We start from the raw sequence: 25,478 nt of genomic DNA on the forward strand, positions 1-25,478 counted from the left end.
ATCTGCCTCGCAATCCTGCGTCACACCGGCACGCGCGGTTCGGATTCCTGCGCGATGGGTGAAACGTGACGCTCGGCCTCACGATAGAACGTATAGAGGCCGGAAGCGATGACGATTGCAGCGCCTATCAGCGTCCAGTGGTCCGGCACTTCCGCGAAAAAGACAAAGCCGAGCAGCGAGGAAAAGATCAGGCTCGTATAGCGGAAGGGCGCGACGAAGGAGATTTCGCCGGTGCGCATGGCGAGGATGACCGACTGATAGCCGACGAGCACCAGCACCGAGGCGAGAAGGAGGTGGCCGAGCGAGGAGGCGCTGACCGGCTGCCAGCCGCCGAGCACGGGGATCAGAAGCGCGCCGAAGAAGGCGGCGGAGGAGGCGGTGATCACGGTGATCATCAGCGAGGGTATTTCCGGATCGATCGAGCGGGTGGCGAGATCGCGGCCGGCTGTCGTCAGCACCGCGCCGACGCAGAGAAGGGCGGCGGCGGTGAAGCCTTCGGGGCCGGGGCGGATGATGATCATCACGCCGACGAGGCCGACGAGGATCGCCGACCAGCGCCGCCAGCCAACCGGCTCGCGGAAGAACAGCGCGGCGCCGAAGGTGACGACCAGCGGCAGCGACTGCAAGATCGCCGAGGCATTGGCGATCGGCATCATGCCGAGCGCGGTGATATAGGTGACCGCGGAAAGTATCTCGCAGACGATGCGGAGAATGATCAACGGCTTCAGCACGACACGCCAGGAGCGCAGCGCGCCCATTTTCCAGGCGATCAGAAAGACCAGCACGCTGGTGAACAGGCCGCGCAGGAACATGATCTCGCCGGCATTCATATAGGCGATCACCGATTTCGAGAGTGCGTCGCTGGAGGAAAAGCCGGCCATCGCCATGCTCATATAGATGGCGCCCTCAGTATTGCGTGACCGCGGCATGAAGAGATTCCCTTTACCTGTGCATCCCTTCTTAGTCGGGAAGATACATGAAGGGAATCGGATGAATGTCACACCCGGGATAAATCGATGATGCAGCGCACAAGGGGCTGACGTAACGGCATGTGCGTCTGTGAAAGCCTCTGCAAATGACCGTTTTAGCTCGCTAATCTCCGCTTGCAGCTCAATAGGCTGCGAAAGCGAACGCTGACCAAGGCGATCTGCCATCGACGGCTTTTGCTTCCGCGCGCGGGAAACGGGTGGCTGCGCCGCCTGATGTCTGAGATTTGGGATGCCTCAATCACTGAGGAGAAACGGACATGACACTTCTGAAGGACAAGATTGCAATCGTCACCGGCGCAAGCTCCGGCATTGGCCGGGCAGCGGCGAAGGTCTTCGCGCGGGAAGGCGCGAAGCTGGTGATCAACGGAAGGCGACAGGGCGCGCTCGACGCCGTCGTCGCGGAAATCGAGGCGGAGGGTGGAAAGGCCGTCGCCGTTGCGGGCGATGTCAGGGACGAGGCGCTGCAGGCGAGGCTCGTCGACGCGGCTCTCTCGCGCCTCGGCAGGCTCGATATTGCCTTCAACAATGCCGGCAGCATTGGCGAGATGGGGCCGGTCTCCGGGCTGTCGCTGGAGGGCTGGCGCGAGACGATCGAGACCAATCTGACCGCCGGCTTCCTCGGCGCCAAACATCAGTCGGCGGCGATGGGCGAGGGCGGATCGCTGATCTTCACCTCCACCTTCGTCGGCTACACCGCCGGCATGCCCGGCATGGGCGCCTATGCGGCGAGCAAGGCCGGTCTGATCGGTCTCGTGCAGGTGCTTGCCGCCGAACTCGCATCACGCAAGATCCGCGTCAACGCTCTTCTGCCCGGCGGCACCGACACGCCGGCCAGCATCACCAATGCGCCTGATGCGACCGCGGAAGTGCTCGCCTTCGTGGAGGGGCTGCATGCGCTGAAACGCATGGCGCAGCCGGAGGAGATCGCCAATGCGGCGCTCTTCCTTGCGTCCGACCTGTCGAGTTTCGTGACGGGTACGGCGATGCTGGCGGATGGCGGGGTTTCGATCAATAGGACGTAGGTGGGGGCGTCGGTTGCCTTTCGCTTACCGCTCAAGGCGTTCGTCGCTAGTGCTCCTCACCCCCCTCATCTGCCCTGACGGGCATCTTCTCCCCGCTGGGGCGAAGAGGGAGCAAGACGCACCGCGTCGCCCCAAGCCAAAGCATAAAGGGAAGCGAGCGGCGGCTGCGATTCCGCTTCTCCCCGGCGGGGAGAAGATGCCGGCAGGCAGATGAGGGGGTGAGCGGCGAAGCCGCGAATGCTCTGAGCGCGAGCGAAGGCAAGGCAGCGTTTTATACAGTTTCAGTGGCGCTGCTTGCCGCGCTTACGACATAATCAACCCGCCATCGACATTGATCGTCTGGCCGGTGATGTAGGCGGCGTCGTCGCTGGCGAGGAAGGTGACCAGGCCGGCGACGTCCTCGCCGGAGCCGGCGCGCTTCATCGGGATGCCTTCGACCCATTCCTTCATCAGTTCGCCGGGGGCGTAATTGCCAAGCAGTTTGCCCCAGGCCTGGTCGTTATAGGCCCACATATCCGTCTCGATGATGCCGGGGCAGAAGGCGTTGACGGTGATGTTTTCGATCGCGACTTCCTTGGCGAGGCTCTGGGTGATGCCGACGACTCCCATTTTGGAGGCGGCATAGTGCGGGGTGTAGATGAAGCCGTCGCGGGCCTGGCCGGAAGCGGTGTTGATGATGCGGCCGCCGCGCTTGTGCTTGCGCATTCTTGCAATGGCCTCCTGGGCGCAGAGGAAGACGCCCTTGGTATTGACGGCCATGACCTTGTCCCACTCGTTTTCGGTCATGTCCTCGATGCGGGCGATGGTGATGACGCCGGCATTCTGGATCGAGACATCGACCGCGCCGAACTCACCCTCGGCGGCATCGTAGAGCGCCTTGACGCTCGACTTGTCGGTGACATCGCCGATGAAGGAGATCGCCTTGCCGCCTTCGGCCCGGATCGCTTCGGCAACGCCGTGGACCAGATCCTCATTGGCCGAGACGACGAGATTGGCGCCCTCGCGCGCGAAGCGCCTGGCGATGGCGGCGCCGATGCCGCGGCTGGCCCCGGTGATGACGACAGTCTTGTTTTCGAAGCGTTTCATCCTCTTTCCTTTCAGACATCCTAGGGAGACGGCAAATCCGGTGAACGAGTTCGCGCAGTCTCGAGCGCCAATGACGGCGCCGTGGCCTCAGCGTGTTCCATCGGCGGGAAGGGCGGGCGGACGACGATATCGCGCCGTCTTGCCCGTTGGTCCCTTCAGCGCCTCGATCTCAGCCAGGGAGGAAGCGAGATCGGTTCAGGTCCTAAAATCAGCGTTCCGATCGCATCACCAGCAGCAGAAGCCGCCGTCTACGAGAAGATCGACACCGGTCACGAAACTTGCTGCGTTCGAAAGCAGGAAGACCGCCGGACCGACCATTTCGTCGACATCAGCCATGCGCTGCATCGGTGTCTGCTCTTCGAAAAGCTTGGTCTGATGAACCATCTCCGGACGGGTGTTCATCGGCGTTGCCGTATAGCCGGGGGAGATGGTGTTGACGCGAATGCCGCGGCCGACCCATTCCATCGCCATCGATTTCGACATATGGATCACGCCCGCCTTGGAGGCGTTGTAATGCGCTTGGCTGAGGCCCCGGTTGACGATCACGCCCGACATGGAGGCGATGTTGACGATAGAGCCGCGTCCATTCTTCAGCATGGCGCGGGCCTCGGCCTGGCAGGAAAGGAATATGCCCTTCAGGTTGATGTCCATCAACGTCTGGTATTGGTCCTCTTCCATATCTTCCGCCGGGTTCGCGTTGGCGATGCCCGCAGCGTTGACAGCCAGCGTCAAGGCGCCAAGATCCGCTTCGGTTCGTGCGACGGCATCGGCAAGCGAGGATTTGCTCGTCACATCGGCAGCGATCTCGATCGAGCGGCGGCCGGCGGCGCGGATATGTTCGGCCGTCTTGGCCAGTCCGTCGTCGGTTCGACGGTCGAGCAGCGCCACATCAGCGCCGCATTGCGCAAGGCCGATGGCAATGCGCTGCCCGATGCCGCTGCCGGCACCGGTGACGATGGCAACCTGGCCGCTGAGGTCGAAAAGCTTCGGGGCGTTCAGAGTGATGTCAGACACCGCTCTTCCTTTCTCTGTCTGTTTAGATGGTCGCTAGTTCCATGACCGAGACGTCATTTGCCTGGTCACGATCGAGGATGCCTGCCTGCTTGCCCTGGGCAAGCACGAGAATGCGATTGGAAATGCCGAGAACTTCCTCGAGGTCGGAGCTTACGACAATGACCGCCACACCCTGTTTGGCAAGGTCGACGATGATGTCGTAGATGCCCGCGCGGGCGCCGACGTCGATGCCGCGCGTCGGTTCGTCGAGGACGACGACCTTGGGATCGCGCAAGAGCCACTTGGCGATCACGACCTTCTGCTGGTTGCCGCCGGAAAGATCGGAGGCGTATTGCTCGGCGCGGCCCTTCACGCCGAACTTGGCAACGGCCTTTTCCGCGAAGGAGCGCTTGAGGCGCGGCGTTATCCAGCCACCGCCAAGTTTATCCAAATTGGCGTAGATAATGTTTTCGCTGATCCGGTGGCCGACGATCAGGCCCTGCTCCTTGCGGTCTTCCGGAACCATCACGATGCCCTTGGCGATCGCGTCGGCCGGGTCGCGCAGCCTGAGTTCCTCGCCTTCCAGCTTGATCGAACCCGCGCTGATCGGATCCGCTCCCGAAATCGCACGCACCAGTTCGGTGCGGCCGGCGCCGACCAGTCCGGCGATGCCGAGAATTTCTCCAGCCCGCACCTCGAAGGTAACGTCACGGAAAGAGTCATCAAGCGAGCTCAGCCCTGATACCTCCAGGACCGGGCGGTCCGTCGGAACCGGCAGGGTAGGGAACAGGCGATCAAGCGGGCGTCCGACCATGCTCTCAACGATCGTTCGCACCGGGGTGGCGCTGTCTGAGAATTCCTGCACCCGCTCCCCATCGCGAAGAACGACGATCCGGTCGGTGATCTGCTTGATCTCTTCCATGCGGTGGGAAATGTAGACGATGCCCACACCTTCCGAGCGAAGCTTGCGAACCTGTTCGAACAGGGCTTCCGTCTCCGCGCCGCCGAGGGCGGCTGTCGGTTCATCGAGAATCAGCAGCTTGGCGTTGAGAGCCAGCGCCTTGGCGATCTCGATGAGCTGTTGATTTGCGGTGGAAAGGCCGGCGACCATCCGTGTTGCCGGTATATGAAGGTTCAAACGCGCGAGCTGGTCCTGGGCCCGGCGAACCATCTGAGCCCGGTCGACGACGCCGTTCTTCATCGGCCAGCGTCCGATGAAGACGTTTTCCGCAATCGACAGCTGCGGCAGAAGCTGCAGTTCCTGATGGATCAGGACGACGCCCTTGTCGATCGCTTCGCGTGGGGTGGCCGGGGCATAGGGCTGCCCCAGCCATGTCATCGATCCCTCGGAGGGTGTGCGTGAGCCGGCAATGATGCCCGACAGCGTCGATTTGCCCGCGCCGTTTTCACCGAGAAGTGCGACCACCTCACCGGGATAGACGTCCAGGCTGACATTCTTCAGCACCTGGAGCGGCCCATACCACTTGGATATGCCCCTCAGGGAAAGAACGGGATCAGTCACGGCACACCTCCTCAAGACCTCGGCTTCATTAGAGCGCCGTGCGTCCTTTCGGACGCACAAAGGACGCTAGGGATGGTTGGCGATGAAGCCTGCGACGTTTTCCTTGGTTGTCAGCGTGGCATCCAAGAGCTGTACCGGCGGCACTTTTTCACCGGCGACAAGCTTGGCGGCGTTTTCGACTGCATCGCGGCCCATTTTCTGGGTCTGCTGCGTGGCCGTCACATTGAAGACGCCCTTGCTGAGGGCTTCGAGAGCCGCGGTATCGCCGTCGAAGCCGCCGACCACGATCTTCTGCGAGGGATTTGCGACCTTGATCGCCTGGGCGGCGCCAAGCGCGAGACCATCGGCCTGTGCGAAGACGATCGAGATGTCGGGGTTTGCCTGCAGCATATTCTGCATGATCTGAAAGCCCTCGTCCTGGCTCCAGATGTTCGAATATTGTTCGGCGACGACCTTGACATCCGGATAGGCCTTGAGCGATTCACCGCATCCCTTCGAGCGATCGACTTCCGGCGTCGTGCCCTTCTGGCCGTGGATGATGACCATCTTCCCCTTGCCGCCGGCTTCCTTCAGGATGTAGTCGCACACCGCCTTGGCAGAGGCGACGGAATCGGTCGCGAGGAAAGTATCGCCGGGCGCGCCTTCGGCGTTGCGGTCGACGTTGACGACCGGAATGCCGGCGTTCTTCGCGAGCTTGACCGGAACGGTCGCCGCTGCCGCACCTGCCGGAATGTAGATCAGCGCGTCAATTTTCTGGGTCAGAAGATCCTGGATCTGATTGACCTGCGTCGGCCCGTCGCCCTTCGCGTCGACCGTGATGACTTCGATGCCACGCTTCTTGGCTTCGGCCTCGACCGATTGCTTGATCTGGTTGAAGAAGTTTGCCTGAAGGTTGGCAACAGCAAGGCCAAGCTTCTTCAGTTCCGCCGCGTGTACGGGACCGAGCATGAGACCGAGCAGTGCAGCGGACGCGAGCATGGTGCGCGCAATTTTCATTGTAGTTCCTCCGTTTTTTGATGGACCCTAGGGTATGTCCTCCCCCTGGGGTTATTGATCCGCCCCGAATTTCCGGGACGGAATTCCGTGTCCGCCAACGCGGCGGAGCATGCGCGTCAGGCGCGACGCCGACGAATGGTCTCTGCGCCGACCGCGAGCACGATGACGATCCCGATGATCACCTGCTGCAGGAAGGGCGAGACGTTGAGAAGGTTGAGACCGTTGCGGAGCACACCGATGATCAGGACGCCGATCAGCGTTCCCCCGATGCCGCCCGCGCCGCCGGAAAGCGATGTGCCGCCGATGACGACCGCGGCGATGGTGTCCAACTCATAGCCCAGGCCGCTGGACGGCTGGACAGAATCCAGGCGGGCGGCGAGCACGATGCCTGCGAGCCCCGCAAGGACGGCGCTCACGACATAGACTGCAATGGTCACCAGCGGAACGTTGATGCCGGCCAGGCGCGCGACTTCGGGATTGCCGCCCACCGCGTAGAGCATGCGGCCTTCGGACCGGAAGTGCAGGAAGAGCCACGCCGCAAGAACGACCGCGAGCATGAGGAAGACCGTGGCCGTCATGACGCCGAAATGGCGATCGATCGCCAGCATCATGAACCAGTCGGGGAAGCCGACGATCTGCTGACCGTCCGTGATCATGTTTGCAACGCCGCGCGCCGCCGACATCATCGCAAGCGTGGCGATAAAGGCTGGAACCCGGAACTGCGTCACCAGAAGTCCGACGATGAGGCCTGATACCGCCGATGCGATCAGCGCGAAGGCGATGCCGACGGGCAGCGGCAGGCCGGCGACGTTGGCGGTCCAGCCCATGACCATCATCGCCAGGGCGAGGGCCGAGCCGACGGAGAGATCGATGCCGCCGATCAGGATGACGAACGTCATTCCGACCGCCATGATGCCGAGGACCGTGATCTGGTCGAGGATATTGAGGCCGTTTCGAACCGAAAGAAACGTGTCTGTGCTGAAGCTCAGAAAGATGCACAGCGCGAGCAATCCCACGAGCGGACCGGTAGCTCCCTTGAGCTTACCGAGCCAAGCGCCGGACGAAAGCCTGTGTTCATTGATATCGAGCGCCACCATTGCTCCTCCCATGCCTAGGCTTGTATCCGATATTTGTGCAAGCTAGAATAATTATTCACCGTTGCTGGAAAATTCATTAACAACTTGCTTTTCGCCTGTCAACAGGATTTGTTCCAGCATGGCACTGCCGGCTTCCCGTTTAGAGGCTTGACTAATCGGCGTGTTGTGCAAAAATATTGAAGACTGAATATTTATGCATAAGAGGAACCCATGGATACGACAGAACTTGAGCGCATCGCCCGCCAGATCCGATTGCGCGATCTCCAGGCGGTCTTTGAAGCGGGCGCCGGCCATATTGGCGGGGAGATGTCGGTCATCGACGTTTTGACCGCGCTCTATTTTCGTGTGCTGAATGTCTGGCCGGACCAGCCGAAGCATCCCGACCGCGACAGGTTCGTTCTTTCAAAGGGACATACGGCTTGTGCTCTCTACGTGACGCTCGCAAAGCGCGGCTTCATCCCGGAGGAGGAGATTTCCACCTTCCTGCAGCCGCATTCGAGGCTGAACGGGCATCCGAACTGCAACAAGGTTCCTGGCGTCGAAACCAATACCGGTCCGCTCGGCCACGGCCTTCCGGTCGCGGTGGGAATGGCGAAAGCCGCCAAGCTCTCGGGTGCTGGATATCGCACCTATGTCGTCACCGGCGACGGCGAGATGCAGGAAGGGTCCAACTGGGAGGCGATCATGGCGGCAGCTCAGTTCAAGCTCGATAACTTGACGCTGGTCATCGATCACAACAGGTTCCAGCAGGGCGCAGCACTTGCCGAAACCAACGATCTCGCTCCGCTTCGTCCGAAGCTCGAAGCCTTCGGCTGGGAAGTCACCGAGATCGACGGCAACAATATGCGCGAGATCGTTCCGGCTCTCGAACACCGGGGGGCAGGACCGCACTGCATCGTCGCCCATACCAACAAGGGCCACGGAATCTCCTTCATGCAGGACCGGGTCGAATGGCACCATAAGGTGCCGAGCAGGGAACAATACGAAATCGCATTGGCAGAATTGTCGGAGGCACTGTAATGAACGCGCCAGTAAACCCACCCAAGCTCCACGATTGCCGCGACGCATTCGCCTCCACGCTCGAGCGGCTGGCAGCCGAAAACGAAACGATCGTCGCGGTCTGCAACGACTCGGTCGGTTCCTCCAAGCTCGGCGGCTTCAAGTCGAGATTTCCGGAACGCCTCGTCAATGTCGGCATCGCGGAGCAGAACATGGTCGGCGTCGGAGCAGGCCTCGCCAATGGCGGGCGGCTGCCCTTCGTGTGCGGCGCCGCGCCGTTTCTCACGGGACGGTCGCTGGAGCAGATCAAGGCCGACATTTCCTACTCGAACGCCAACGTCAAGCTGGTGGGGATCTCGTCCGGCATGGCATATGGCGAACTCGGTCCGACGCATCACTCGATCGAAGACTTCGCCTGGACGCGCGTATTGCCCAATCTTCCGGTCATCGCGCCCTGCGACCGGATCGAAACCGCTGCTGCCGTTGCCTGGGCGGCGACTTACAGCGGGCCGTGTTTCCTGCGTCTGTCACGGGTCGGAGTGCCCGACCTTCTTCCGGAGGGGCATAGGTTCGAACTCGGCAAGGCGAATCTCCTGCGCCAGGGTTCCGACGTCACCCTGATCGCCAACGGCACCTTGACCCATCGCATTGTGAAGGCTGCCGAGATTCTCGCCGAACGCGGCATCGATGCCAGGGTGCTCAATCTCGCAACGGTTCGCCCGATCGACGAGGAGGCCATCATCGCCGCGGCGAAGGAGACCGGAGCGATCGTTACGGCCGAAGAGCATTCGATCTTCGGCGGGCTCGGCTCCGCGGTCGCCGAAGTGGTGGTCGACCATGCTCCAGTGCCGATGAAACGTCTCGGCGTTCCCGGCGTCTACGCCCCGACCGGTTCGGCAGAGTTCCTGCTCGACGAATACGGGATGTCGCCATCCGCAATCGCCGACGCCGCACAGGCGCTGATCAAGCGCAAGTAACTGGGGATCGCGTGAAGCGGCCGGGGCTCATTTTGCCGTAGCCGCCGCCTGATCCGGGGAGGATAGAATGCGGGCAATTCTGGCAATCGACCAGGGCACGACCAATTCAAAGGCCGTTCTCGTTTCCGAGACGGGAGAAATTATCGGCAGAGGTTCATCTCCTGTCGGCATCTCCTATCCGAGGGAAGGCTGGGTCGAGCAAGATCCGCGCCGGCTTTACGCATCGGTCTGCGAAGCGATCGATGCCTGCCTGAAGGCTAGCCCCGACATGACTATCGAGGCGGTCGCTATTTCCAACCAGCGCGAGTCCGTCACCGCCTGGGACGCCGAAACAGGAGACGCGCTTGGACCGGTGGTCAGCTGGCAGTGCCGCCGAACGGCACGGGATTGCGAACGTCTCATTGCCGAAGGCCGCCTCGACCGTGTGCAGGCGCTGACCGGCCTGCCATTGGATCCGATGTTCCCGGGTTCGAAATTCCGATGGCTGCTCGACCGGATCCCGGCCGGGCGATCGGTGCGGCTGGGAACGGTCGACAGTTGGCTCATTCACTGCCTGACGGGCGGGCGCCGGCATGTCTGCGACGCTTCGAACGCCGCCAGGAGCCAGTTGTTCGATCTCAGGGAACAGAGATGGAGCGAGGAACTTGGCGAGATCTTCGGCGTCGATATCGCGCTCCTGCCGGAGGTGCTCGACAGCTCTGCCGATTTCGGCAGAACGCAAGGATTGCCAGGGGTGCCGGATGGCACTCCAATCATGGCCGCGATCGGAGACAGCCACGCAGCCTTGTTCGGCCATGGCGCATTCAAGCCGGGCGACGGCAAGGTGACCTTTGGCACCGGCTCTTCGGTCATGACGACGCTGCCGCAATTCATTGCGCCGCGCAACGGCATCACAACCACCGTCGCATGGCGCATCGGGGGAAAGCCGACCTTCGCTTTCGAGGGCAATATCCTCGTTTGCGCCGCCAGCCTTCCCTGGATGGCTGACATTCTCGGCCTGGCTGACGTCGCCGCGCTTGTGGAACTTGCGGCGAGCGCCGGGCCGGGCGCGCCTGGCTTCGTGCCGGCGTTCGTGGGGCTCGGTGCGCCTTACTGGAATTCCGACGCCCGTGCTCTGTTCTCCCAGATCAACTTCAATACGACACGCGCGCAGATGGCACGGTCGGTAACCGATTCCATCGCCTTCCAGGTGCATGACGTGATCGCGGCCATGCGGGCACAGAGCGGCGGCGAACTCGGGGCGCTCTATGTCGATGGGGGGCCGAGCCAGAACCGCTTCCTGATGCAGTGTGTCTCGAACCTCATCGAACATCCCGTAATCCAATGCGAAGCACCCGAGGCGTCGGCTCTGGGCGCTGCTTATCTGGCGGGGCTCTCTCTCGGCTTGTGGAGTGATCTCCATGTCGTCTCGGAGCTGCCGCGAACCACCCGAACCATTGAGCCGCAAGCCGTGGATCGAGCGGCCCTTCTGGCGACCTGGAATGATGCGCTTGCCCGCTCGACGTCCCGCGAAACACAGGCTAAAGGTGAATAAAAATTCACTCCGGGATCAGCGATGACTCGCCTCAACGAACTCCGCCTCATTTCAAGGGTCGCCCAGATGTACCACATCGAGGGGCGGCGGCAGGCGGAGATCGCACAACACCTTCGCCTGTCGCAGGCGACGGTATCGCGCATGCTCAAGCGCGCCGAGGCGGAAGATATCGTGCGAACCAGCGTGATCCCTCCCGTCGGCACCTATAGCGAGCTCGAGGGCGCGCTTCGCGAGAAATACGATCTGCCGGAGGCGATCGTCGTGGAGTGCACCGAAGATCGGGACGGCGCCATCATGGCCCGTATCGGCGAAGCGGCGGCGCATCTCCTGGAGGTGACGCTTGCGCCAGGGGAGATCATCGGCGTTTCGAGCTGGAGCCAGACCATTTTCAAGATGGTCGAGAACATTCATCCTCAGAAGAGCGCTCAGGCGAAATACGTCGTCCAGACCCTCGGAGGCATGGGCGATCCTTCCGTGCAGACGCATGCGACGCAGCTGACCACGCGGCTTGCGCGGCTGACCGGCGCCGAGCCGAAACTGCTCCCCGTGCAGGGCGTGACGACATCGAGAGAGGCAAAGCTTCTGATGCAGGCCGACCCCTTCGTCCGCGAGACGATGGACCTGTTCGGCAGCATCACGCTGGCGATCGTCGGAATCGGAGCCGTCGAACCCTCCGAACTTCTCGCCCGCTCCGGCAACATCTTTTCGTCTCGCGAACTCTCCGACCTCGCGGAAGCGGGCGCCGTCGGCGACATCTCGCTGCGTTTCTTCGATAAAACCGGCAAGCCGGTCAAGACGCCCCTGGACGACCGGGTCATTGGGCTGCCGCTTGAGGATCTCGAGCGGGTCGACCGGGTCATTGCCCTTGCCGGCGGAGCCAAGAAGACCGACGCTATTGCAGGGGCGCTGCGCGTCGGGGTGATCGACATGCTGGTTACGGACAAATTTACCGCGCAGCGATTGATCGACTGACGATACGGGCGCAAGACCAATCTTCTCTGTGTGATCCCTCTTGAAAATATCCCAGCCGTATGTTCTCGGTGGGTTAGGCACCGGTCGGGAAGCCACTCAAGAGGATGATATGAAGGACATGGATCCTCAAGGCTTGTACGAGGCTTTGGGTGTGCAGCCGTCGGCAACGGCTAAGGAAATTAAAAGCGCTTTCTGGCGACTTGCCCAGCAAACGCATCAAGATATGTCTGGCGCAAAATCGGCCTCAAAATTCCACGAGGTTTCCAAGGCGTACGACGTTTTAAACGATCCCGTTCGACGCGCTGAATACGACGGCTTGCAACATCAAAAGACTGTACCGGAGCTTCTGCCTCTGCCTCAGTATGAAGTGATCAATCCGATATCGTGTTCGCGCTGCGGATCGGTCACTCCTCAGCCGCGTTATGTCGCCTTCTCTCGGGTCTACAGTTTCCTTTTTTGGACAACCTGCTCTCCTTCGGAAGGGATATTCTGCGCGAGCTGTGCGCGCAGGGAAGGATTGAAGTCCTCATTCATAACGATGCTTGCTGGGTGGTGGGCTGCTCCATGGGGTATCCCATATTCTGTTGTTTCGATCGTGCGGAATGGGTTTGGTGGTAAACGAGATCGGAAATTGGATGAGGAAATGCTTTGGCACAACGCCGTGGCATTCCTGACGCGCGGAAATTTCCTATTGTCCTATGCTCTCGCGGTTCCTTCAAAGAGGGCGCGCGATAAAGGCATAGTCGAATGCGCGGCAATATTAATTGAGCGGTTGGAGGAGAAGGGCATCGGTCGTTATCGGCCACACCTGAAAGACCCTTGGCGCCTGTCCGTCGGCACGGTTTCGACGCATCTATTCATGGCTTTTTCAGTGCCCGGGATTATCGTGGCATTTTTCGTGGCGGATTCAATGAGCCGGCGCGCTTCGTTTGAATCATATTCTTTGCCTCAAACCGCGTTGCTAGAACGTGCCCCCTCAGTGGTAACTCCATATGTGCCGAACTGTACCATCCCAGTGCAGAATGGGAAGATTTTGGGAGGACGTCTCTGGACATCCGAGGTTGGTCACGAGTTGGAGATATACAATGGGAGCAAAGTGGATGCGATTATCAAGCTGAGAGACGCAGTTTCGGGTGTCTTGGTGAGTGCCTTCTTCGTCGCCCGCGGCCAGACGGCGCAATTGAGCGGTATTCCGGATGGCCAATACAAAGTGCAGTATGCTTTCGGTACCCAACTCGCCCTTGGTTGCCAAGGCTTCGCTGACACTATCGGCGCCGGCGAAATGCCTTCAGCGAAATTTTTGGTTACCGACATCAGCGGAACACAGCCGGCCACCACCAAGCTCGTCTATCGGATTGCGAAGACCCCTGCCACAGGGGACAGAGTGATTAGCCCGCTCACCATATCTCCTGAAGAATTTAGTCGCCCTTGAAGGGGAATTTTGCCTTATTGTGTCCAGGAAAATGCGGCTCTAAGTCTCCATTGAAACCCAGTTCAGCCGTCGCAAGCCGCCGGCGAACTACATGTCGCCAGAAATGATGATGCGGCATCAGAGCATGCCGCTCTCGCGCGCATTTCGGCAAGGAAATGCTAGCGGAAGCGGTCGTCAATCTCCTCAGCAAGGCGGGCTTTGTGGACATCGTGGTCGACCACAAGCTCGGCGATATTCAATGGGCGGCGGGCGCGCAAAATGCCGGTTCTGAGAGGGCTGGAGCGGATGGTGAAGGAGTGGTTTGCGATTTGTGCGCATAAGCCTGGGTGATGTGACGCATTCTATGGATGTCACGGAGGCGACGACCGGTCCTGTGGTGGCGTTCCATAAGCTGTACGCGGAATAATCAGCACCGGGCATTACCCACTCTCCCTGATTTCTGCGACGAGCACAGGAACGAGGGTGGGTAGTAGGCGTTCTCCTCAACTTGACGCCGGCATTCGCTCTCTAAGGCAGAAATCTACCGCAAACATCACCCACCAGTGACACTCATGTGCCGGGCCACCGCCGGGCGATTATGCGTGCGGTCGATGATGAAGTCGTGGCCTTTCGGCTTGCGGGTGATGGCTTCGTCGATGGCGGCGTGGAGGAGGGCGTCGTCTTCGCTAGCGCGCAGTGCGGCTCTGAGATCGGCGGCGTCGTTCTGGCCGAGGCACATATAGAGGGTGCCGGTGCAGGTGAGGCGGACGCGGTTGCAGCTTTCGCAGAAATTATGGGTCAGCGGCGTGATGAAGCCGAGGCGGCCGCCGGTCTCTTGGACCCTGACATACCGCGCCGGGCCGCCGGTCTGGTAATCGATCTCGGTTAGCGTGAACTGACGTTCGAAATCGGCGCGCAGCTGCGAGAGCGGCAGGTATTGGTCGGTGCGGTCCTCTTCGATCTCGCCCATCGGCATGGTTTCGATGACGGTCAGGTCCATGCCGCGGCCGTGGGCGAAGCGGACCATCTCCGGCATTTCCACGTCGTTGAAGCCTTTGAGCGCCACGGCATTAAGCTTGATCCTGATGCCGGCCTTCTGGGCGGCGTCGATGCCTTCCATGACCTTGGCAAAATCGCCCCAGCGGGTGACCTTGCGGAACTTGTGGGGATCGAGCGTATCGAGCGAGACGTTGATGCGGCGCACGCCGCACTCAAAAAGCTCCTCGGCATGGCGGGCGAGCTGCGAGCCGTTGGTCGTCAGTGTCAGCTCGTCGAGGCCGGAGCCGATCCGCTGGCCGAGTTGGCGCACCAGATACATGATGTTCTTGCGCACCAGCGGCTCGCCGCCGGTCAGCCTGATCTTCTTCACGCCCTTGGCGATGAAGGCGGAACAGAGACGGTCGAGCTCTTCCAGCGTCAGCAGATCCTTCTTCGGCAGGAAGGTCATATTCTCCGCCATGCAATAGGTGCAGCGGAAATCGCAGCGGTCGGTGACGGAGACGCGGAGATAGGTGACTGCCCGGCCGAAAGGGTCGATCATCGGGTGGGCATCCGCCGTGAGCGGCGATGCATTGCCTATGGTTTCGACTCTGGTGTTCACCTGTATCTCCGTACTCTTCCCAATGTGGGCATATGCTATTGTCGCGTCAAGGGAAACAGCCGATGCGAAGAGACCAATTTCAGCTTGCGCTGAAAAAGATCAACGCCTACTCCTCGCATGAGAAGAGGACGAAATGATGAGCGATATCTGGCCGAGCGAACTTCGCGTTTCGAAAGACCGGCAGCGGCTGGTGGTGACCTTCAACGACGGCCAGAGCTTCGATCTGTCGGCCGAGCTTCTGCGCGTGCTGTCGCCCTCGGCGGAGGTGCAGGGCCATGGGCCGGGGCAGAAGGTGACGGTGCCAGGCAAGCGCAATGTCGCGATCGTTTCTATGACGCCGACCGGCAATTACGCCGTCAGAATCGGCTTCGACGACATGCATGATACCGGCATCTACACCTGGACCTATCTGCGCGAACTCGGCGAGCGGGGAGCGGAGCTGTTTTCAGCCTATGAGGACGAGCTCAGGGAAAAGGGCATGAACCGCGACACGGCGGAAAAGCCGCGCTGAATTCACATAACCGGCCATCGGGGGACACATGGCGAAAGCGACTAGAAAGAACTGGCTGCGCGCCAAGGGCAGCGCGGCCGGCAGCAAGGTGACCTTCCTCGAACTGTTCTTCGATCTTGTCTTCGTCTTTTCGATCTCGCAGCTTTCGCACGCGCTTGCCGCCCACTACACGCCACTCGGCGCGGCCGAAGCGGCGCTGATGACGTTTGCCGTCTGGTGGGTGTGGATCTTCACCACCTGGGTGACGAACTGGCTCGATCCCGACAAGATGCCGGTGCGCGGCATGCTGGTCGTGCTGATGATGCTGGGGCTGGTGCTTTCCGCCTCCATCCCCGAGGCCTTCGGCGACAAGGGGCTGCTCTTTGCCGGGGCCTATGTGGCGATGCAGGTCGGACGCTCGCTGTTTGCGACCTATGCGATGACGCGTGTCGACCGCGCCAACACGCTGAATTTTGCCCGCATCACAAGCTGGCTCTCTGTGGCCGCGATCTTCTGGATTGCCGGCGGATTGCTGGAGCACGAAGCCCGGCTGATCGCCTGGATGATCGCGCTGGCGATCGAATATGCCGGGCCGGCCGCGGGCTTTGCGGTGCCGGGGCTCGGCCGCTCGATGCCGAGCGATTGGGACGTTTCCGGGGCGCATATGGCCGAGCGCTGCGCGCTCTTCGTCATCATCTGCCTCGGCGAAGCGATCCTCGTTTCCGGCCGCACCTTTGCCGAGCTGCCGATCTCAGGTCTGACGAGTCTTATCTTTGTGACCGCCTTCATCGGTACGGTCGCCATGTGGTGGCTCTATTTCCGCTTCGGCCATGAGCGCGCCGCCCATCGCATCGAGCACGAGGAAACGCCTGGGAGGCTGGCGCGGCTCGCCTTTACCTATGGCCATATTCCGATTCTGGCCGGTATCATCGTGCATGCGGTGGCGGTGGAGTTCATGTTCTCACACCCGCACGAGACCGGCGATGTCGGCGTCGCCGCGGCGGTGCTCGGCGGCTCCGGCCTGTTCCTGATCGGCAATCTCTGGTTCAAGGGTGCGACCAGCGGGCGGATGCCGCTGTCGCATCTCGGTGGTCTGGTGGCCGTCATCCTGCTTGCCTTCGTGGCGCCCTTCATCGAGCTCTATTTGCTGGGCATTCTGGCGACGCTGGTGTTGATCGCCGTCGCCGCCTGGGAATATCGCTCGCTGAGCGGCACATCGCCCACGCCGACGCTGCATTGACCGTCAATCTTCGTCGCTGAGGTCCTTGAGCAGCACGGTGATGATGCGCTCCATGGACGTGGCGGTCGCCATGCATTGCTCGATCGGCTCGTCGGAAAGCGTGCGTTCGATGAGGTCGGTCTGGATCGCCATGGCCGCCTCGGTCAGCCTGCGGCCTTCTCCGGTGAGATGGAGGCGGAGCACACGCTTGTCGCGCGCGTCGCCGCGCCGTTCGATCAGCCCGCGTTTTTCCATCTGCGGCAGGAGCATGCTCATATTGGAGCGGCCGACCAGCAGCTTGCGCGCCAGCTCCTGCTGGGAGATGCCTTCGAAGCGATAGAGATTGACCAGAATATCGAGATGCGGCGGCTTGATATCGAGATCGGCAAGCGAGCGCGCCAGGGACTGCTGCATGAGCTGACAGGCGCGAGCCACCGCGATCCAGCTGCGAAAACGCGGATGATCCCAGGGAAGGGATTGATTTTTGTTCATCGTTGTACTTTATTGTTCAGTGTTGAACATGTTTTGGATTCCCACTATGGCAAATTTCGCGCTCAAGGTCATCCGCCTGGGATTTTGGGGCCTGCAGGCGGTTTCTCCCAGGCTGGCGGGCAGGGCGGCGTTCCAGCTGTTCTGCCGCACGCCATCGCCGCGGCCGAAGGGTGGCAAGGCGAAGGCGGCGCATGCCGCGGGGGCGGCGCGGCTTCAAGGCGCGGAGCGCTTTGTGCTGAAGCTTTCCGGCGGCGCCAAGGCACATGCCTACCGGCTGAACGGCGGGGCGCTCGGCAAGCGCAGGCGCTATCTCGTCACGCATGGCTGGGGCTCCAGCGCCGTCTACATGGCCGATCTCGTTTCCATGCTGGCGGCAACGGGAGCCGAGGTCGTGGCGCTCGATTTTCCCGGTCACGGGCGCGCGGGCGGGCGTTTTCTGCATATGGGGCTTGCGGTCCAAGCGATCGCGGCGGCAGAGGAGCGGTTCGGCGCCTTCGACGCGGCGATCGGCCATTCCTTTGGCGGGGCAGCACTGATGGTCTCGGCAGCCGGCCTGCTTTCCGATGTCGCGCCTATCAACGGCGAGCGACTGGTGCTGATCGGCGCGCCGAGCGAGATGGCTTGGCTCTTCACCGATTTCGGCCGGATGATCGAGCTTCGTCCTTCAGCGCAGGCGGCGCTCGAAAACGAGGTTCACCGTGTCACCGGACGGCGACTCGAGGAATTCGACGCTAGCAATACGGCGGGCGCGATCACGCAGCCTGTGCTCGTCATTCACGCAGAGGACGACAAGGAAGTGTCGGCGGCCCATGCCAGGCGTTATGGCGCAGCCGCCAAGAACGTGCGGCTGTTCTGGGCGAACGGCTTCGGACATCGGCGCATCGTCGGCGCGGCCCCCGTCCTCGGCGCGGTTGCGGCTTTCCTGGACGGTAGCCCGCAAGAGGAGACCAGCGAAACCATCAAAAAAGATGCGGAGATCATTCCGTTTTTTGAGCTTCCGGTCAGGCGCGCGGCATTGTAGCGTCCGCGCGGATATCAAGCCGCGGCGGGACGCCTCATGAAAGTCATCAGCAGCATCGAAGAGCTCAATACGATCTACGGCGCAGGCCTATCGCAGGCCTCGGTCGACAAGGTGACCAAGCGGCTGACGCCGCACTATCGCGAGATGATCGAGATCTCGCCCTTCGCCGCGCTTGCGACCGTCGGGCCGGAAGGGCTCGATTGTTCACCGCGCGGCGATCTCGGCGGCGTGGTGCGCGTCATCGACGACGGGACGCTTCATCTGCCGGACTGGCGCGGCAACAACCGCGTCGATTCGCTCTCCAACATCGTGCGCGACCCCCGGCTTGCGCTGATGTTCCTGATTCCCGGCTCGAACACGACGATGCGCATCAACGGCCGCGGCGTCGTCTCCAATGACGAGGCGCTGCTTTCGAGTTTCGAGATGGACGGCAAACATCCGCGCACCGTCATCGTCATTGCGATCGACGAGGTCTATTTCCAGTGCGCCCGCGCCGTGATGCGGGCGGAACTCTGGAATGCCGCGCATTTCGCCGATCCGGCAGGCCTGCCGACGCCGGGGCAGATGCTGAAGGCCGCGGTCAGCGATTTCGATCAGGAAACCTACGACCGGGAATGGCCCGGCCGCGCTGCGAAGACGATGTGGTGAAACAGTCACCAAGCAGTGATGGGCGTCAGGCCTTATAAATCAGCCAGCTTTTGGTGAAATCCTTCTGCATGCCATCCTCATAAAGGATGGTGCAGTTGCGGCCGGCATTCTTGGCGCCGTAGAGAGCGATGTCGGTCTTGCTGTAGAGTTCGCCGGCATCCTCGGCATTGGAGGCCATGCAGACGCCGATCGAGACGGTGACCGGCCCGTAATTTACCCGCGTTCGGGAATTCTTGAAGGGGGTCGTTTCAAGCGTGCGGCGGATGCGCTCGGCAATCGCGATTACTTCCTCAGTCGTATTGCCCTCGATGATCAGCGCGAATTCCTCGCCGCCGGCGCGGGCGACGAAAACATCGCGCCGGACATTGCTGCGGATGACGGATGCGACGGTGGCCAGGATCTTGTCGCCGACCGGATGGCCGTAGGTGTCGTTGATCTTCTTGAAATTATCGATGTCGGCCAGCAACAGGGCAGTAACCGGCCGCATGCCGGGATTGTTGAAGACGGCGGCGAGGCGATCGTCGAAAGCGCGGCGATTGGAAAGGCGCGTCAGCGAGTCGGTATTGGCGATGCGCTTATATTCGTCGAGTTCCTTGCGGACCTGATCCATTTCCTGCGAACGCTGGACGACATCCTCGACGGTGCGTTCGCCATGCGCCATCGTGTCGCCGGTCGCCTGGCTCAGGAGTTCGATGGCGCTTTCGATCAGTTCGACGCTGGCATTGCTCTTGGAGGTGATGCGCTTATGGGTTTCGCCGAGCAGCCTCGTATAGCTTTCGAGCGAGCTTTGCTCCTGCCTCAGGATCCGCAGCAGGCCGTCAAGTTCGCCCGAGATGCGCGTATGGGCGTCATCATAGACGCGGGCAGGGCTGTTGGTGAAATATTGCGCGCCGAGCGCATCGAGTTCGGCCTGGGTCGCCTGGCTGCCGAGAGCTGCGAGCTCTCGGGTGAGTGCCGGATTGGAGCCGATATAGGCCTCATAGAAGAGTTCGTAATTGCGGGGTATCGGCGCGACGCCCATCGAGCGCATGGCATAGGTGATCTGACCCGCTACGTCGGGGACCTGCACCTTGGGCGCGACAGCCGTGTTCATCCGGCGAACTCCTCATGTATTCGAAGGCAATATTTTATTTCGTAGCTTAAATTTCTTGGGAAAAGATTAAAGCGACATATACCAAAGATTACATATGAGAACTTCGAAGTGAGGCGATATCTCAAGCAGGCCTATGATTTTGCATCGAAAAACGTATCTTCGGCGGAGCAATGCATACCCGCTTGGCGGGTAGGGTGTTTAAAAAACTTACAGTTATTCTCTGGCTCGCGGATCGTATTCATCTTGTCGACACCTGCAGACCCAAAGATGAGATCATGAAAAGGTCTCGTCCCATTGCTGTTACCATTCTCGGCTTAACTGTCATCACCGCCAGTGCCTTGCTGCTGGAGCATACCGGTATTTTCGCCGGAGTATTCCGTACTGAGATACTGGCCAGGGTGGATGACGCAGATGTAGCGCGACCTCGTCCTACAGCCGTGATGGCACAGGATATCGATACAGCGGACGAGGCGTCGACGCAGTAGACGCGGTGTGAGAGGCTGATAACCGCAAATGGCTCCGGTTGCTTCCGCCCCTCGCTTACGTTCAATGCATTTCTGGCTCTGCCGCTCGTCAACTGGCGCCGCAATCAACCCAAATTCAGTTCCTGGAAGAAATCATTGCCCTTGTCGTCGATGACGATGAAGGCGGGGAAGTTTTCGACTTCGATCTTCCACACGGCTTCCATGCCGAGTTCGGGATATTCGAAGACCTCGACCTTGCGGATGCAGTCCTGGGCGAGGCGGGCTGCGGGGCCGCCGATCGAACCCAGGTAGAAGCCGCCGTGCTTCTTGCAGGCTTCGCGCACGGCGCGCGAGCGGTTGCCCTTGGCGAGCATCACCATCGAGCCGCCGAAGGACTGGAACTGATCGACGTAGCTGTCCATGCGGCCGGCCGTCGTCGGGCCGAAGGAGCCGGAGGCATAGCCGGCCGGCGTCTTGGCGGGGCCGGCGTAATAGACCGGATGGTTTTTCAGGTAATCGGGCATGCCTTCGCCCTTTTCCAGCCGTTCGCGGATCTTGGCATGGGCGAGATCGCGCGCGACGATGATGGTGCCGGTCAGCGACAGGCGCGTCTTGACGGGATGCTTCGACAGTTCGGCGAGGATCGCGGCCATTGGCTGGTTGAGGTCGATGCGCACGACGGATTCGGAAAGCTTCGCCTCGTCGATCTCGGGCATATATTTCGACGGATCGGTTTCGAGCTGCTCGACGAAGATGCCGTCGCGGGTGATCTTGCCCTTGGCCTGGCGGTCGGCGGAACAGGAGACGCCGAGGCCGATCGGCAGCGAGGCGCCGTGGCGGGGCAGGCGGATGACACGCACGTCATGACAGAAATATTTGCCGCCGAACTGGGCGCCGACGCCCATCTGCTGCGTCAGCTTGTGGATTTCCTTTTCCATCTCGATGTCGCGGAAGGCGTGGCCGCTCTCGGAACCTTCGGTCGGCAATTCGTCGAGATAGCGGGTCGAGGCGAGCTTGACCGTCTTCAGGTTCATCTCGGCCGAGGTGCCGCCGATGACGATCGCCAGATGGTAGGGGGGACAGGCAGCCGTCCCTAGCGTGAGGATCTTCTCCCTAAGGAAGTCGATCATCCGGTCATGGGTCAAAAGCGAGGGCGTGCCCTGATAAAGAAAAGTTTTGTTGGCCGAGCCGCCGCCCTTGGCGACGAAGAGGAAATCGTAAGAGTCAGTGCCTTCCTCATAGATATCGATCTGCGCCGGCAGGTTGTTCTTGGTGTTCTTCTCCTCGAACATTTTTACCGGCGCGAGCTGCGAATAGCGCAGATTCTTCTTCTCATAGGCGTCGAGGACGCCTCGGGAAAGCGCTGCCGTATCCCCGCCCTCGGTCCAGACCCTGCGGCCCTTCTTGCCCATGATGATCGCCGTGCCGGTGTCCTGGCACATGGGCAGCACGCCGCCGGCGGCGATATTGGCGTTCTTCAGGAGATCGTAGGCGACGAAGCGGTCGTTGTCGGTGGCTTCAGGATCGTCGAGAATCGAAGCGAGCTGCTTCAGGTGGCCGGGGCGCAGCAGGTGGTTGATGTCGGCAAAGGCGGTTTCGGCAAGCAGGCGCATGCCTTCCGGCTCGACGCTCAGGATCTCCTGGCCCTTGAAAGTGTCGACAGAGACGTAGTCGCTGCTGATCTTGCGATAGAGGGTGGCATCCTTGCCGAGGGGGAAGAGATCGTCAGCCATCGAAGTGACCTTTCTGGTGGGCGTGCGTCGCTAGATTGGAACCGGTCTAAATCCGCCGCCGGGTAAAAGCAATCAGGATGCGGACGGACTCTGCGGTGGAACCATGTCGTGCCGTGTTCTACGGTCGGCACGCCACACGCGGCAGGCGAGTGAAAGAAAACGAAATCGACATTTGTCGCCAAGACGACGACTTCAGGTTGCCTTCGGTTCAGGGCCGGTTCATATTCCCGCCAGCGTTAACCTGCCGGGGCTTCCAATGACAAATGCAAAGCCAACTGCTGTCGACGACCTTCTCGTATTTTTCGAAAATGATTTGATCCGCGGAGATCTGCTGCGCCTCGCCAGCGATCCCGAGGGAGCGCAGATGTATGCCCGCTTCGTCAATGGTGTGCGTATCGACGCCAAACATGGGCCTGACCACGAAACGATCATTGAGGGCAAGTACGGAACCTTCAAGGTGAAACCTGACGGTCACTTCACGTACGAACTGGACTATACGCTCGACGTGGTGAAAAATTTGGGGAAATCCGATCAGCTCATCGAGACGCTAAGCTACAAAATGTCCGATGGCTCAGGGGGCACGGACCTCGGCGTGCTGACGCTCGCGATCGACGGCGTCAATGAAGGCGAAAAATACCACGAGATCCTGGATTTCGACGACATGGGCGTCACGTCGAGGGCGGATAATTTCTTCCTTCCCAACTATCGTGGTTTTGCGCTCTCCGTGAACGGCAGTCAGGAACTGACGCTTCTGAACGGTATCGTCTACGATACCATCCCGGGCGTCGACGCCATCACCGAGGACGGCTTCAGCGATACCGTGCTATCGCCGGGTTCGGCGCCCGTGACGTTGACAATGGTCGATGGCGGGGAGTTCACCTTTCAGGGCGTCTCGATCGCCGAATTGTCGGCATCACCGTTTCTGCTGACGCTCACCGCCTTGAACGACGGGCAGATCGTCTATCAGCAAGAGCTCGAGGTTACCGGTCCCAATTTCGAGGTCAGCATCGAAGACATCGACGAAATCCGCTTCGACTTCATGGGTAATGCGGTCGTGATGGACAATTTCTCGCTGTTGGTGTGATGTTTGGCGCCAACAAACTCTCCCTCATTCCTGTGCTCGTCACAGGAATCCAGTGCGCCCAAGTCGTTGGGCGCGAAAGACTCTTTCCCTTGAAGTGTTGATTCATTCACGGCGCGCACGCGCCGTGGCTGGATTCCTGTGACAGGCACAGGAATGAGGGAGCAAGTGGCTGGCCTGTCCTCTTCCTCTCGCTCCTGGCGGACGAGAGAGAGGAATGCGGCGTCACCACGGACCTCTTCTCCCCAGCGGGAGAAGAGGCTGAGCGCAAGCGAAGAGCAACAATGGACGGCGTGCGTGTAGCCGGCATCAACCGTCCTATCTCGGGCCGATCATCGTTTCCGGACGCACGATCGCGTCGTAATCCTCCGCGGAGACGAGGCCGCTGGCGAGTGCCTCTTCCTTCAGCGTCGTGCCGTTCTTGTGCGCGGTCTTGGCGATCTTGGCGGCGGCGTCGTAGCCGATCTTCGGCGCGAGCGCGGTGACCAGCATCAGCGAGCGTTCCAGGCCGGCCTTGATGTTGTCTTCGCGCGCTTCGATGCCGACAACGCAATTGTCGGTGAAGGAGACGGCGGCGTCGGCGAGCAGCTGTACCGACTGCAGGAAATTATAGGCCATCATCGGATTGTAGACGTTGAGCTCGAAATGGCCCTGGCTGTCGGCAAAGGTCAGCGCCGCGTGATTGCCGAAGATGTGAACGCAGACTTGCGTCAGCGCCTCGCATTGCGTCGGATTTACCTTGCCGGGCATGATCGACGAGCCGGGCTCGTTTTCCGGCAGCGCCAGTTCGCCGAGGCCGGCGCGGGGGCCGGAGCCGAGCAGGCGAATGTCGTTGGCGATCTTGAAGAGGGCGGCAGCGGCCGCGTTGATGGCGCCGTGGCTGAAAACCATGCTGTCATGCGAAGCGAGCGCCTCGAACTTGTTCGGCGCGGTGACGAAAGGCATGTCCGTGATGGCGGCGATCTCTTCGGCCACCTTCTCGGCAAAGCCCACCGGCGCATTGAGGCCGGTGCCGACGGCAGTGCCGCCCTGGGCGAGCTCGCAAAGGCCGGGCAGGGTCATCTCGATGCGCTTGATGGCGGAGCCGACCTGGGCGGCATAACCGGAGAATTCCTGGCCGAGGGTCAGCGGCGTTGCGTCCTGGGTGTGGGTGCGGCCGATCTTGATGATGTGGCTGAACTCCGTGACCTTCATGTCGAGGGCGGCATGCAGGTGCTTCAGGGCCGGCAGCAGGTGATGGGCGATCCGTTCGGCGCAGGCGATGTGCATGGCCGTCGGATAGGTATCGTTCGACGACTGGCTCATGTTAACGTGATCGTTGGGGTGCACGGGCTTCTTGGAACCCATGACGCCACCCAGCATTTCTATGGCACGATTGGAGATCACTTCGTTGGCATTCATGTTGGACTGCGTGCCGGATCCGGTCTGCCAGACGACCAGCGGAAAATGGTCGTCGAGCTTGCCGTCGATCACTTCCTGGGCGGCGTCGACGATGGCTTTGCCGAGGGCCGGATCGAGCTGGCCGAGCGACATGTTGGCGCGGGCGGCCGCCTGCTTGACGATGCCGAGTGCGCGCACGATCGACAGCGGCTGCTTTTCCCAGCCGATCTTGAAATTGCCGAGCGAGCGCTCCGCCTGGGCGCCCCAATATCGGTCGGCGGCGACGTCGATGGGGCCAAAAGTATCGGTTTCCGTGCGGGTTGCGGTCATGGGCCTTGCCTTCCCTTTACATGCTGTTTTCTGGCATATTCCAAAGATGTGGTCTTATAGGTTGGAAACCGTGACAAGAAAACCGGATACCGCACGAAATATTGAATATTGCACTCATGTTTGGTTTGGCCGGACGGCGTGCTTTTTCGGCCACTTTGGAAATTTTATGCGTCGGCACGTTTTTGTCGCACTGGTCCGGCGGCGAAAATTCGGTAAAAAATTAACTAATAATTTCATAATTTTGTGTGAACTGTTGCGCGGCGACGCGCAGGATTCCTCTCACATGAAATTGAGTCCGCCGGCGCTGGCGGCGGAGGCGAATTTCTGAT

At 60.9% G+C, this 25,478-nt stretch carries 24 protein-coding genes and 1 pseudogene; 14 read left to right on the top strand and 11 right to left on the bottom strand.

Annotated elements, in window-relative coordinates:
* Positions 1-20: 20 nt before the first annotated feature.
* Positions 21-929 carry a DMT family transporter gene (locus ATY76_RS18035; protein WP_088676125.1) on the bottom strand — a complete coding sequence of 303 codons (909 nt, stop codon included), beginning with the start codon at positions 927-929 and terminating at the stop codon, positions 21-23.
* 317 nt (positions 930-1,246) lie between these two features.
* On the opposite strand from ATY76_RS18035, the gene ATY76_RS18040 reads away from it, so the two are divergent.
* Positions 1,247-2,011 (top strand): SDR family oxidoreductase, encoded by a 765-nt coding sequence (locus ATY76_RS18040; protein ID WP_088676126.1) that lies wholly within the window; start codon positions 1,247-1,249, stop codon positions 2,009-2,011.
* A gap of 303 nt (positions 2,012-2,314) precedes the next feature.
* On the opposite strand, the gene ATY76_RS18045 is transcribed toward ATY76_RS18040, so the two are convergent.
* The 5 genes from ATY76_RS18045 to ATY76_RS18065 form a co-directional block, all read right to left on the bottom strand.
* Positions 2,315-3,097 (bottom strand): glucose 1-dehydrogenase, encoded by a 783-nt coding sequence (locus ATY76_RS18045; protein ID WP_088676127.1) that lies wholly within the window; start codon positions 3,095-3,097, stop codon positions 2,315-2,317.
* A gap of 225 nt (positions 3,098-3,322) precedes the next feature.
* The gene (locus ATY76_RS18050) at positions 3,323-4,111 is read right to left on the bottom strand and encodes an SDR family oxidoreductase (protein WP_037139756.1); all 789 of its coding nucleotides are present in this window, start codon (positions 4,109-4,111) and stop codon (positions 3,323-3,325) included.
* A 22-nt stretch (positions 4,112-4,133) separates the two neighbouring features.
* Positions 4,134-5,612 (bottom strand): sugar ABC transporter ATP-binding protein, encoded by a 1,479-nt coding sequence (locus tag ATY76_RS18055; protein WP_088676128.1) that lies wholly within the window; start codon positions 5,610-5,612, stop codon positions 4,134-4,136.
* A 66-nt stretch (positions 5,613-5,678) separates the two neighbouring features.
* The gene (locus tag ATY76_RS18060; protein ID WP_088676129.1) at positions 5,679-6,608 is read right to left on the bottom strand and encodes a sugar ABC transporter substrate-binding protein; all 930 of its coding nucleotides are present in this window, start codon (positions 6,606-6,608) and stop codon (positions 5,679-5,681) included.
* A gap of 116 nt (positions 6,609-6,724) precedes the next feature.
* On the bottom strand, positions 6,725-7,705 hold the full coding sequence (locus ATY76_RS18065; protein ID WP_088676130.1) for an ABC transporter permease: 981 nt from the start codon (positions 7,703-7,705) through the stop codon (positions 6,725-6,727).
* Between the two features lie 210 nt (positions 7,706-7,915).
* On the opposite strand from ATY76_RS18065, the gene ATY76_RS18070 reads away from it, so the two are divergent.
* The 6 genes and pseudogenes from ATY76_RS18070 to ATY76_RS34260 form a co-directional block, all read left to right on the top strand.
* The gene (locus ATY76_RS18070; RefSeq protein ID WP_088676131.1) at positions 7,916-8,725 is read left to right on the top strand and encodes a transketolase; all 810 of its coding nucleotides are present in this window, start codon (positions 7,916-7,918) and stop codon (positions 8,723-8,725) included.
* Complete coding sequence (locus ATY76_RS18075; RefSeq protein ID WP_088676132.1) at positions 8,725-9,681, top strand: transketolase family protein; 957 nt, start codon at positions 8,725-8,727, stop codon at positions 9,679-9,681. Before ATY76_RS18070 ends, ATY76_RS18075 begins: the two co-directional genes overlap by 1 nt.
* A 67-nt stretch (positions 9,682-9,748) precedes the next feature.
* A complete protein-coding gene (locus ATY76_RS18080; RefSeq protein ID WP_088676133.1) occupies positions 9,749-11,215 on the top strand; it encodes an FGGY-family carbohydrate kinase in 1,467 nt (488 codons plus the stop codon).
* A gap of 21 nt (positions 11,216-11,236) precedes the next feature.
* Positions 11,237-12,187, top strand: coding sequence for a sugar-binding transcriptional regulator (locus ATY76_RS18085; RefSeq protein ID WP_088676134.1), 951 nt, complete (start codon positions 11,237-11,239; stop codon positions 12,185-12,187).
* 109 nt (positions 12,188-12,296) lie between these two features.
* Positions 12,297-13,619, top strand: a complete 1,323-nt coding sequence (locus tag ATY76_RS18090) for a J domain-containing protein (RefSeq protein WP_088676135.1) — start codon at positions 12,297-12,299, stop codon at positions 13,617-13,619.
* A gap of 73 nt (positions 13,620-13,692) precedes the next feature.
* Positions 13,693-13,949, top strand: a pseudogene (locus tag ATY76_RS34260) (SAM-dependent methyltransferase); the annotation flags it as partial.
* Between the two features lie 202 nt (positions 13,950-14,151).
* Here ATY76_RS34260 and moaA read toward each other — a convergent pair.
* Positions 14,152-15,198 (bottom strand): GTP 3',8-cyclase MoaA, encoded by a 1,047-nt coding sequence (gene moaA, locus ATY76_RS18100; RefSeq protein ID WP_088676136.1) that lies wholly within the window; start codon positions 15,196-15,198, stop codon positions 14,152-14,154.
* A gap of 136 nt (positions 15,199-15,334) precedes the next feature.
* On the opposite strand from moaA, the gene ATY76_RS18105 reads away from it, so the two are divergent.
* Both ATY76_RS18105 and ATY76_RS18110 read left to right on the top strand, forming a co-directional pair.
* The gene (locus ATY76_RS18105) at positions 15,335-15,709 is read left to right on the top strand and encodes a DUF971 domain-containing protein (RefSeq protein WP_020921463.1); all 375 of its coding nucleotides are present in this window, start codon (positions 15,335-15,337) and stop codon (positions 15,707-15,709) included.
* Between the two features lie 28 nt (positions 15,710-15,737).
* On the top strand, positions 15,738-16,928 hold the full coding sequence (locus ATY76_RS18110) for a low temperature requirement protein A (RefSeq protein ID WP_088676137.1): 1,191 nt from the start codon (positions 15,738-15,740) through the stop codon (positions 16,926-16,928).
* A 3-nt stretch (positions 16,929-16,931) separates the two neighbouring features.
* On the opposite strand, the gene ATY76_RS18115 is transcribed toward ATY76_RS18110, so the two are convergent.
* Positions 16,932-17,399 (bottom strand): MarR family transcriptional regulator, encoded by a 468-nt coding sequence (locus tag ATY76_RS18115; RefSeq protein ID WP_088676138.1) that lies wholly within the window; start codon positions 17,397-17,399, stop codon positions 16,932-16,934.
* Positions 17,400-17,445: 46 nt separating this feature from the next.
* Here ATY76_RS18115 and ATY76_RS18120 point away from each other — a divergent pair, with 46 nt between their 5' ends.
* Both ATY76_RS18120 and ATY76_RS18125 read left to right on the top strand, forming a co-directional pair.
* On the top strand, positions 17,446-18,420 hold the full coding sequence (locus ATY76_RS18120; RefSeq protein ID WP_088676139.1) for an alpha/beta fold hydrolase: 975 nt from the start codon (positions 17,446-17,448) through the stop codon (positions 18,418-18,420).
* A gap of 36 nt (positions 18,421-18,456) precedes the next feature.
* A complete protein-coding gene (locus ATY76_RS18125; protein WP_088676140.1) occupies positions 18,457-19,068 on the top strand; it encodes a pyridoxamine 5'-phosphate oxidase family protein in 612 nt (203 codons plus the stop codon).
* A 25-nt stretch (positions 19,069-19,093) separates the two neighbouring features.
* Here ATY76_RS18125 and ATY76_RS18130 read toward each other — a convergent pair whose 3' ends face one another.
* Positions 19,094-20,161: a GGDEF domain-containing protein gene (locus tag ATY76_RS18130; protein WP_088676141.1), complete on the bottom strand. Its 1,068-nt coding sequence runs from the start codon at positions 20,159-20,161 to the stop codon at positions 19,094-19,096.
* 194 nt (positions 20,162-20,355) lie between these two features.
* On the opposite strand from ATY76_RS18130, the gene ATY76_RS18135 reads away from it, so the two are divergent.
* Entirely contained in the window at positions 20,356-20,646 is a 291-nt protein-coding gene (locus tag ATY76_RS18135; RefSeq protein ID WP_348627523.1) for a hypothetical protein, read from the top strand.
* Positions 20,647-20,750: 104 nt separating this feature from the next.
* On the opposite strand, the gene ATY76_RS18140 is transcribed toward ATY76_RS18135, so the two are convergent.
* Positions 20,751-22,358 (bottom strand): fumarate hydratase, encoded by a 1,608-nt coding sequence (locus tag ATY76_RS18140; protein ID WP_088676142.1) that lies wholly within the window; start codon positions 22,356-22,358, stop codon positions 20,751-20,753.
* Positions 22,359-22,614: 256 nt separating this feature from the next.
* On the opposite strand from ATY76_RS18140, the gene ATY76_RS18145 reads away from it, so the two are divergent.
* Entirely contained in the window at positions 22,615-23,442 is an 828-nt protein-coding gene (locus ATY76_RS18145; RefSeq protein ID WP_088676143.1) for a VCBS domain-containing protein, read from the top strand.
* Positions 23,443-23,757: 315 nt separating this feature from the next.
* On the opposite strand, the gene fumC is transcribed toward ATY76_RS18145, so the two are convergent.
* On the bottom strand, positions 23,758-25,149 hold the full coding sequence (gene fumC, locus ATY76_RS18150; protein WP_088676144.1) for a class II fumarate hydratase: 1,392 nt from the start codon (positions 25,147-25,149) through the stop codon (positions 23,758-23,760).
* Here fumC and ATY76_RS33290 point away from each other — a divergent pair.
* A complete protein-coding gene (locus ATY76_RS33290; RefSeq protein ID WP_141103970.1) occupies positions 25,148-25,477 on the top strand; it encodes a hypothetical protein in 330 nt (109 codons plus the stop codon). The two genes, fumC and ATY76_RS33290, sit on opposite strands and share 2 nt — an antisense overlap.
* Position 25,478 lies beyond the last annotated feature (1 nt).

The sequence above is a fragment of the Rhizobium sp. R339 genome (genome assembly GCF_002211395.1).
Lineage (GTDB): Bacteria > Pseudomonadota > Alphaproteobacteria > Rhizobiales > Rhizobiaceae > Rhizobium.

Bases quoted from the DNA above. Each gene is read 5' to 3' on its own strand.
- ATY76_RS18035 (WP_088676125.1), bottom strand. From the start codon at position 929: ATGCCGCGGTCACGCAATACTGAGGGCGCCATCTATATGAGCATGGCG.
- ATY76_RS18040 (WP_088676126.1), top strand. From the start codon at position 1,247: ATGACACTTCTGAAGGACAAGATTGCAATCGTCACCGGCGCAAGCTCC.
- ATY76_RS18045 (WP_088676127.1), bottom strand. From the start codon at position 3,097: ATGAAACGCTTCGAAAACAAGACTGTCGTCATCACCGGGGCCAGCCGC.
- ATY76_RS18060 (WP_088676129.1), bottom strand. From the start codon at position 6,608: ATGAAAATTGCGCGCACCATGCTCGCGTCCGCTGCACTGCTCGGTCTC.
- ATY76_RS18065 (WP_088676130.1), bottom strand. From the start codon at position 7,705: ATGGTGGCGCTCGATATCAATGAACACAGGCTTTCGTCCGGCGCTTGG.
- ATY76_RS18070 (WP_088676131.1), top strand. From the start codon at position 7,916: ATGGATACGACAGAACTTGAGCGCATCGCCCGCCAGATCCGATTGCGC.
- ATY76_RS18075 (WP_088676132.1), top strand. From the start codon at position 8,725: ATGAACGCGCCAGTAAACCCACCCAAGCTCCACGATTGCCGCGACGCA.
- ATY76_RS18080 (WP_088676133.1), top strand. From the start codon at position 9,749: ATGCGGGCAATTCTGGCAATCGACCAGGGCACGACCAATTCAAAGGCC.
- ATY76_RS18085 (WP_088676134.1), top strand. From the start codon at position 11,237: ATGACTCGCCTCAACGAACTCCGCCTCATTTCAAGGGTCGCCCAGATG.
- ATY76_RS18090 (WP_088676135.1), top strand. From the start codon at position 12,297: ATGAAGGACATGGATCCTCAAGGCTTGTACGAGGCTTTGGGTGTGCAG.
- ATY76_RS18105 (WP_020921463.1), top strand. From the start codon at position 15,335: ATGAGCGATATCTGGCCGAGCGAACTTCGCGTTTCGAAAGACCGGCAG.
- ATY76_RS18110 (WP_088676137.1), top strand. From the start codon at position 15,738: ATGGCGAAAGCGACTAGAAAGAACTGGCTGCGCGCCAAGGGCAGCGCG.
- ATY76_RS18115 (WP_088676138.1), bottom strand. From the start codon at position 17,399: ATGAACAAAAATCAATCCCTTCCCTGGGATCATCCGCGTTTTCGCAGC.
- ATY76_RS18120 (WP_088676139.1), top strand. From the start codon at position 17,446: ATGGCAAATTTCGCGCTCAAGGTCATCCGCCTGGGATTTTGGGGCCTG.
- ATY76_RS18125 (WP_088676140.1), top strand. From the start codon at position 18,457: ATGAAAGTCATCAGCAGCATCGAAGAGCTCAATACGATCTACGGCGCA.
- ATY76_RS18130 (WP_088676141.1), bottom strand. From the start codon at position 20,161: ATGAACACGGCTGTCGCGCCCAAGGTGCAGGTCCCCGACGTAGCGGGT.
- ATY76_RS18140 (WP_088676142.1), bottom strand. From the start codon at position 22,358: ATGGCTGACGATCTCTTCCCCCTCGGCAAGGATGCCACCCTCTATCGC.
- ATY76_RS18145 (WP_088676143.1), top strand. From the start codon at position 22,615: ATGACAAATGCAAAGCCAACTGCTGTCGACGACCTTCTCGTATTTTTC.
- ATY76_RS33290 (WP_141103970.1), top strand. From the start codon at position 25,148: ATGGGCCTTGCCTTCCCTTTACATGCTGTTTTCTGGCATATTCCAAAG.
- fumC (WP_088676144.1), bottom strand. From the start codon at position 25,149: ATGACCGCAACCCGCACGGAAACCGATACTTTTGGCCCCATCGACGTC.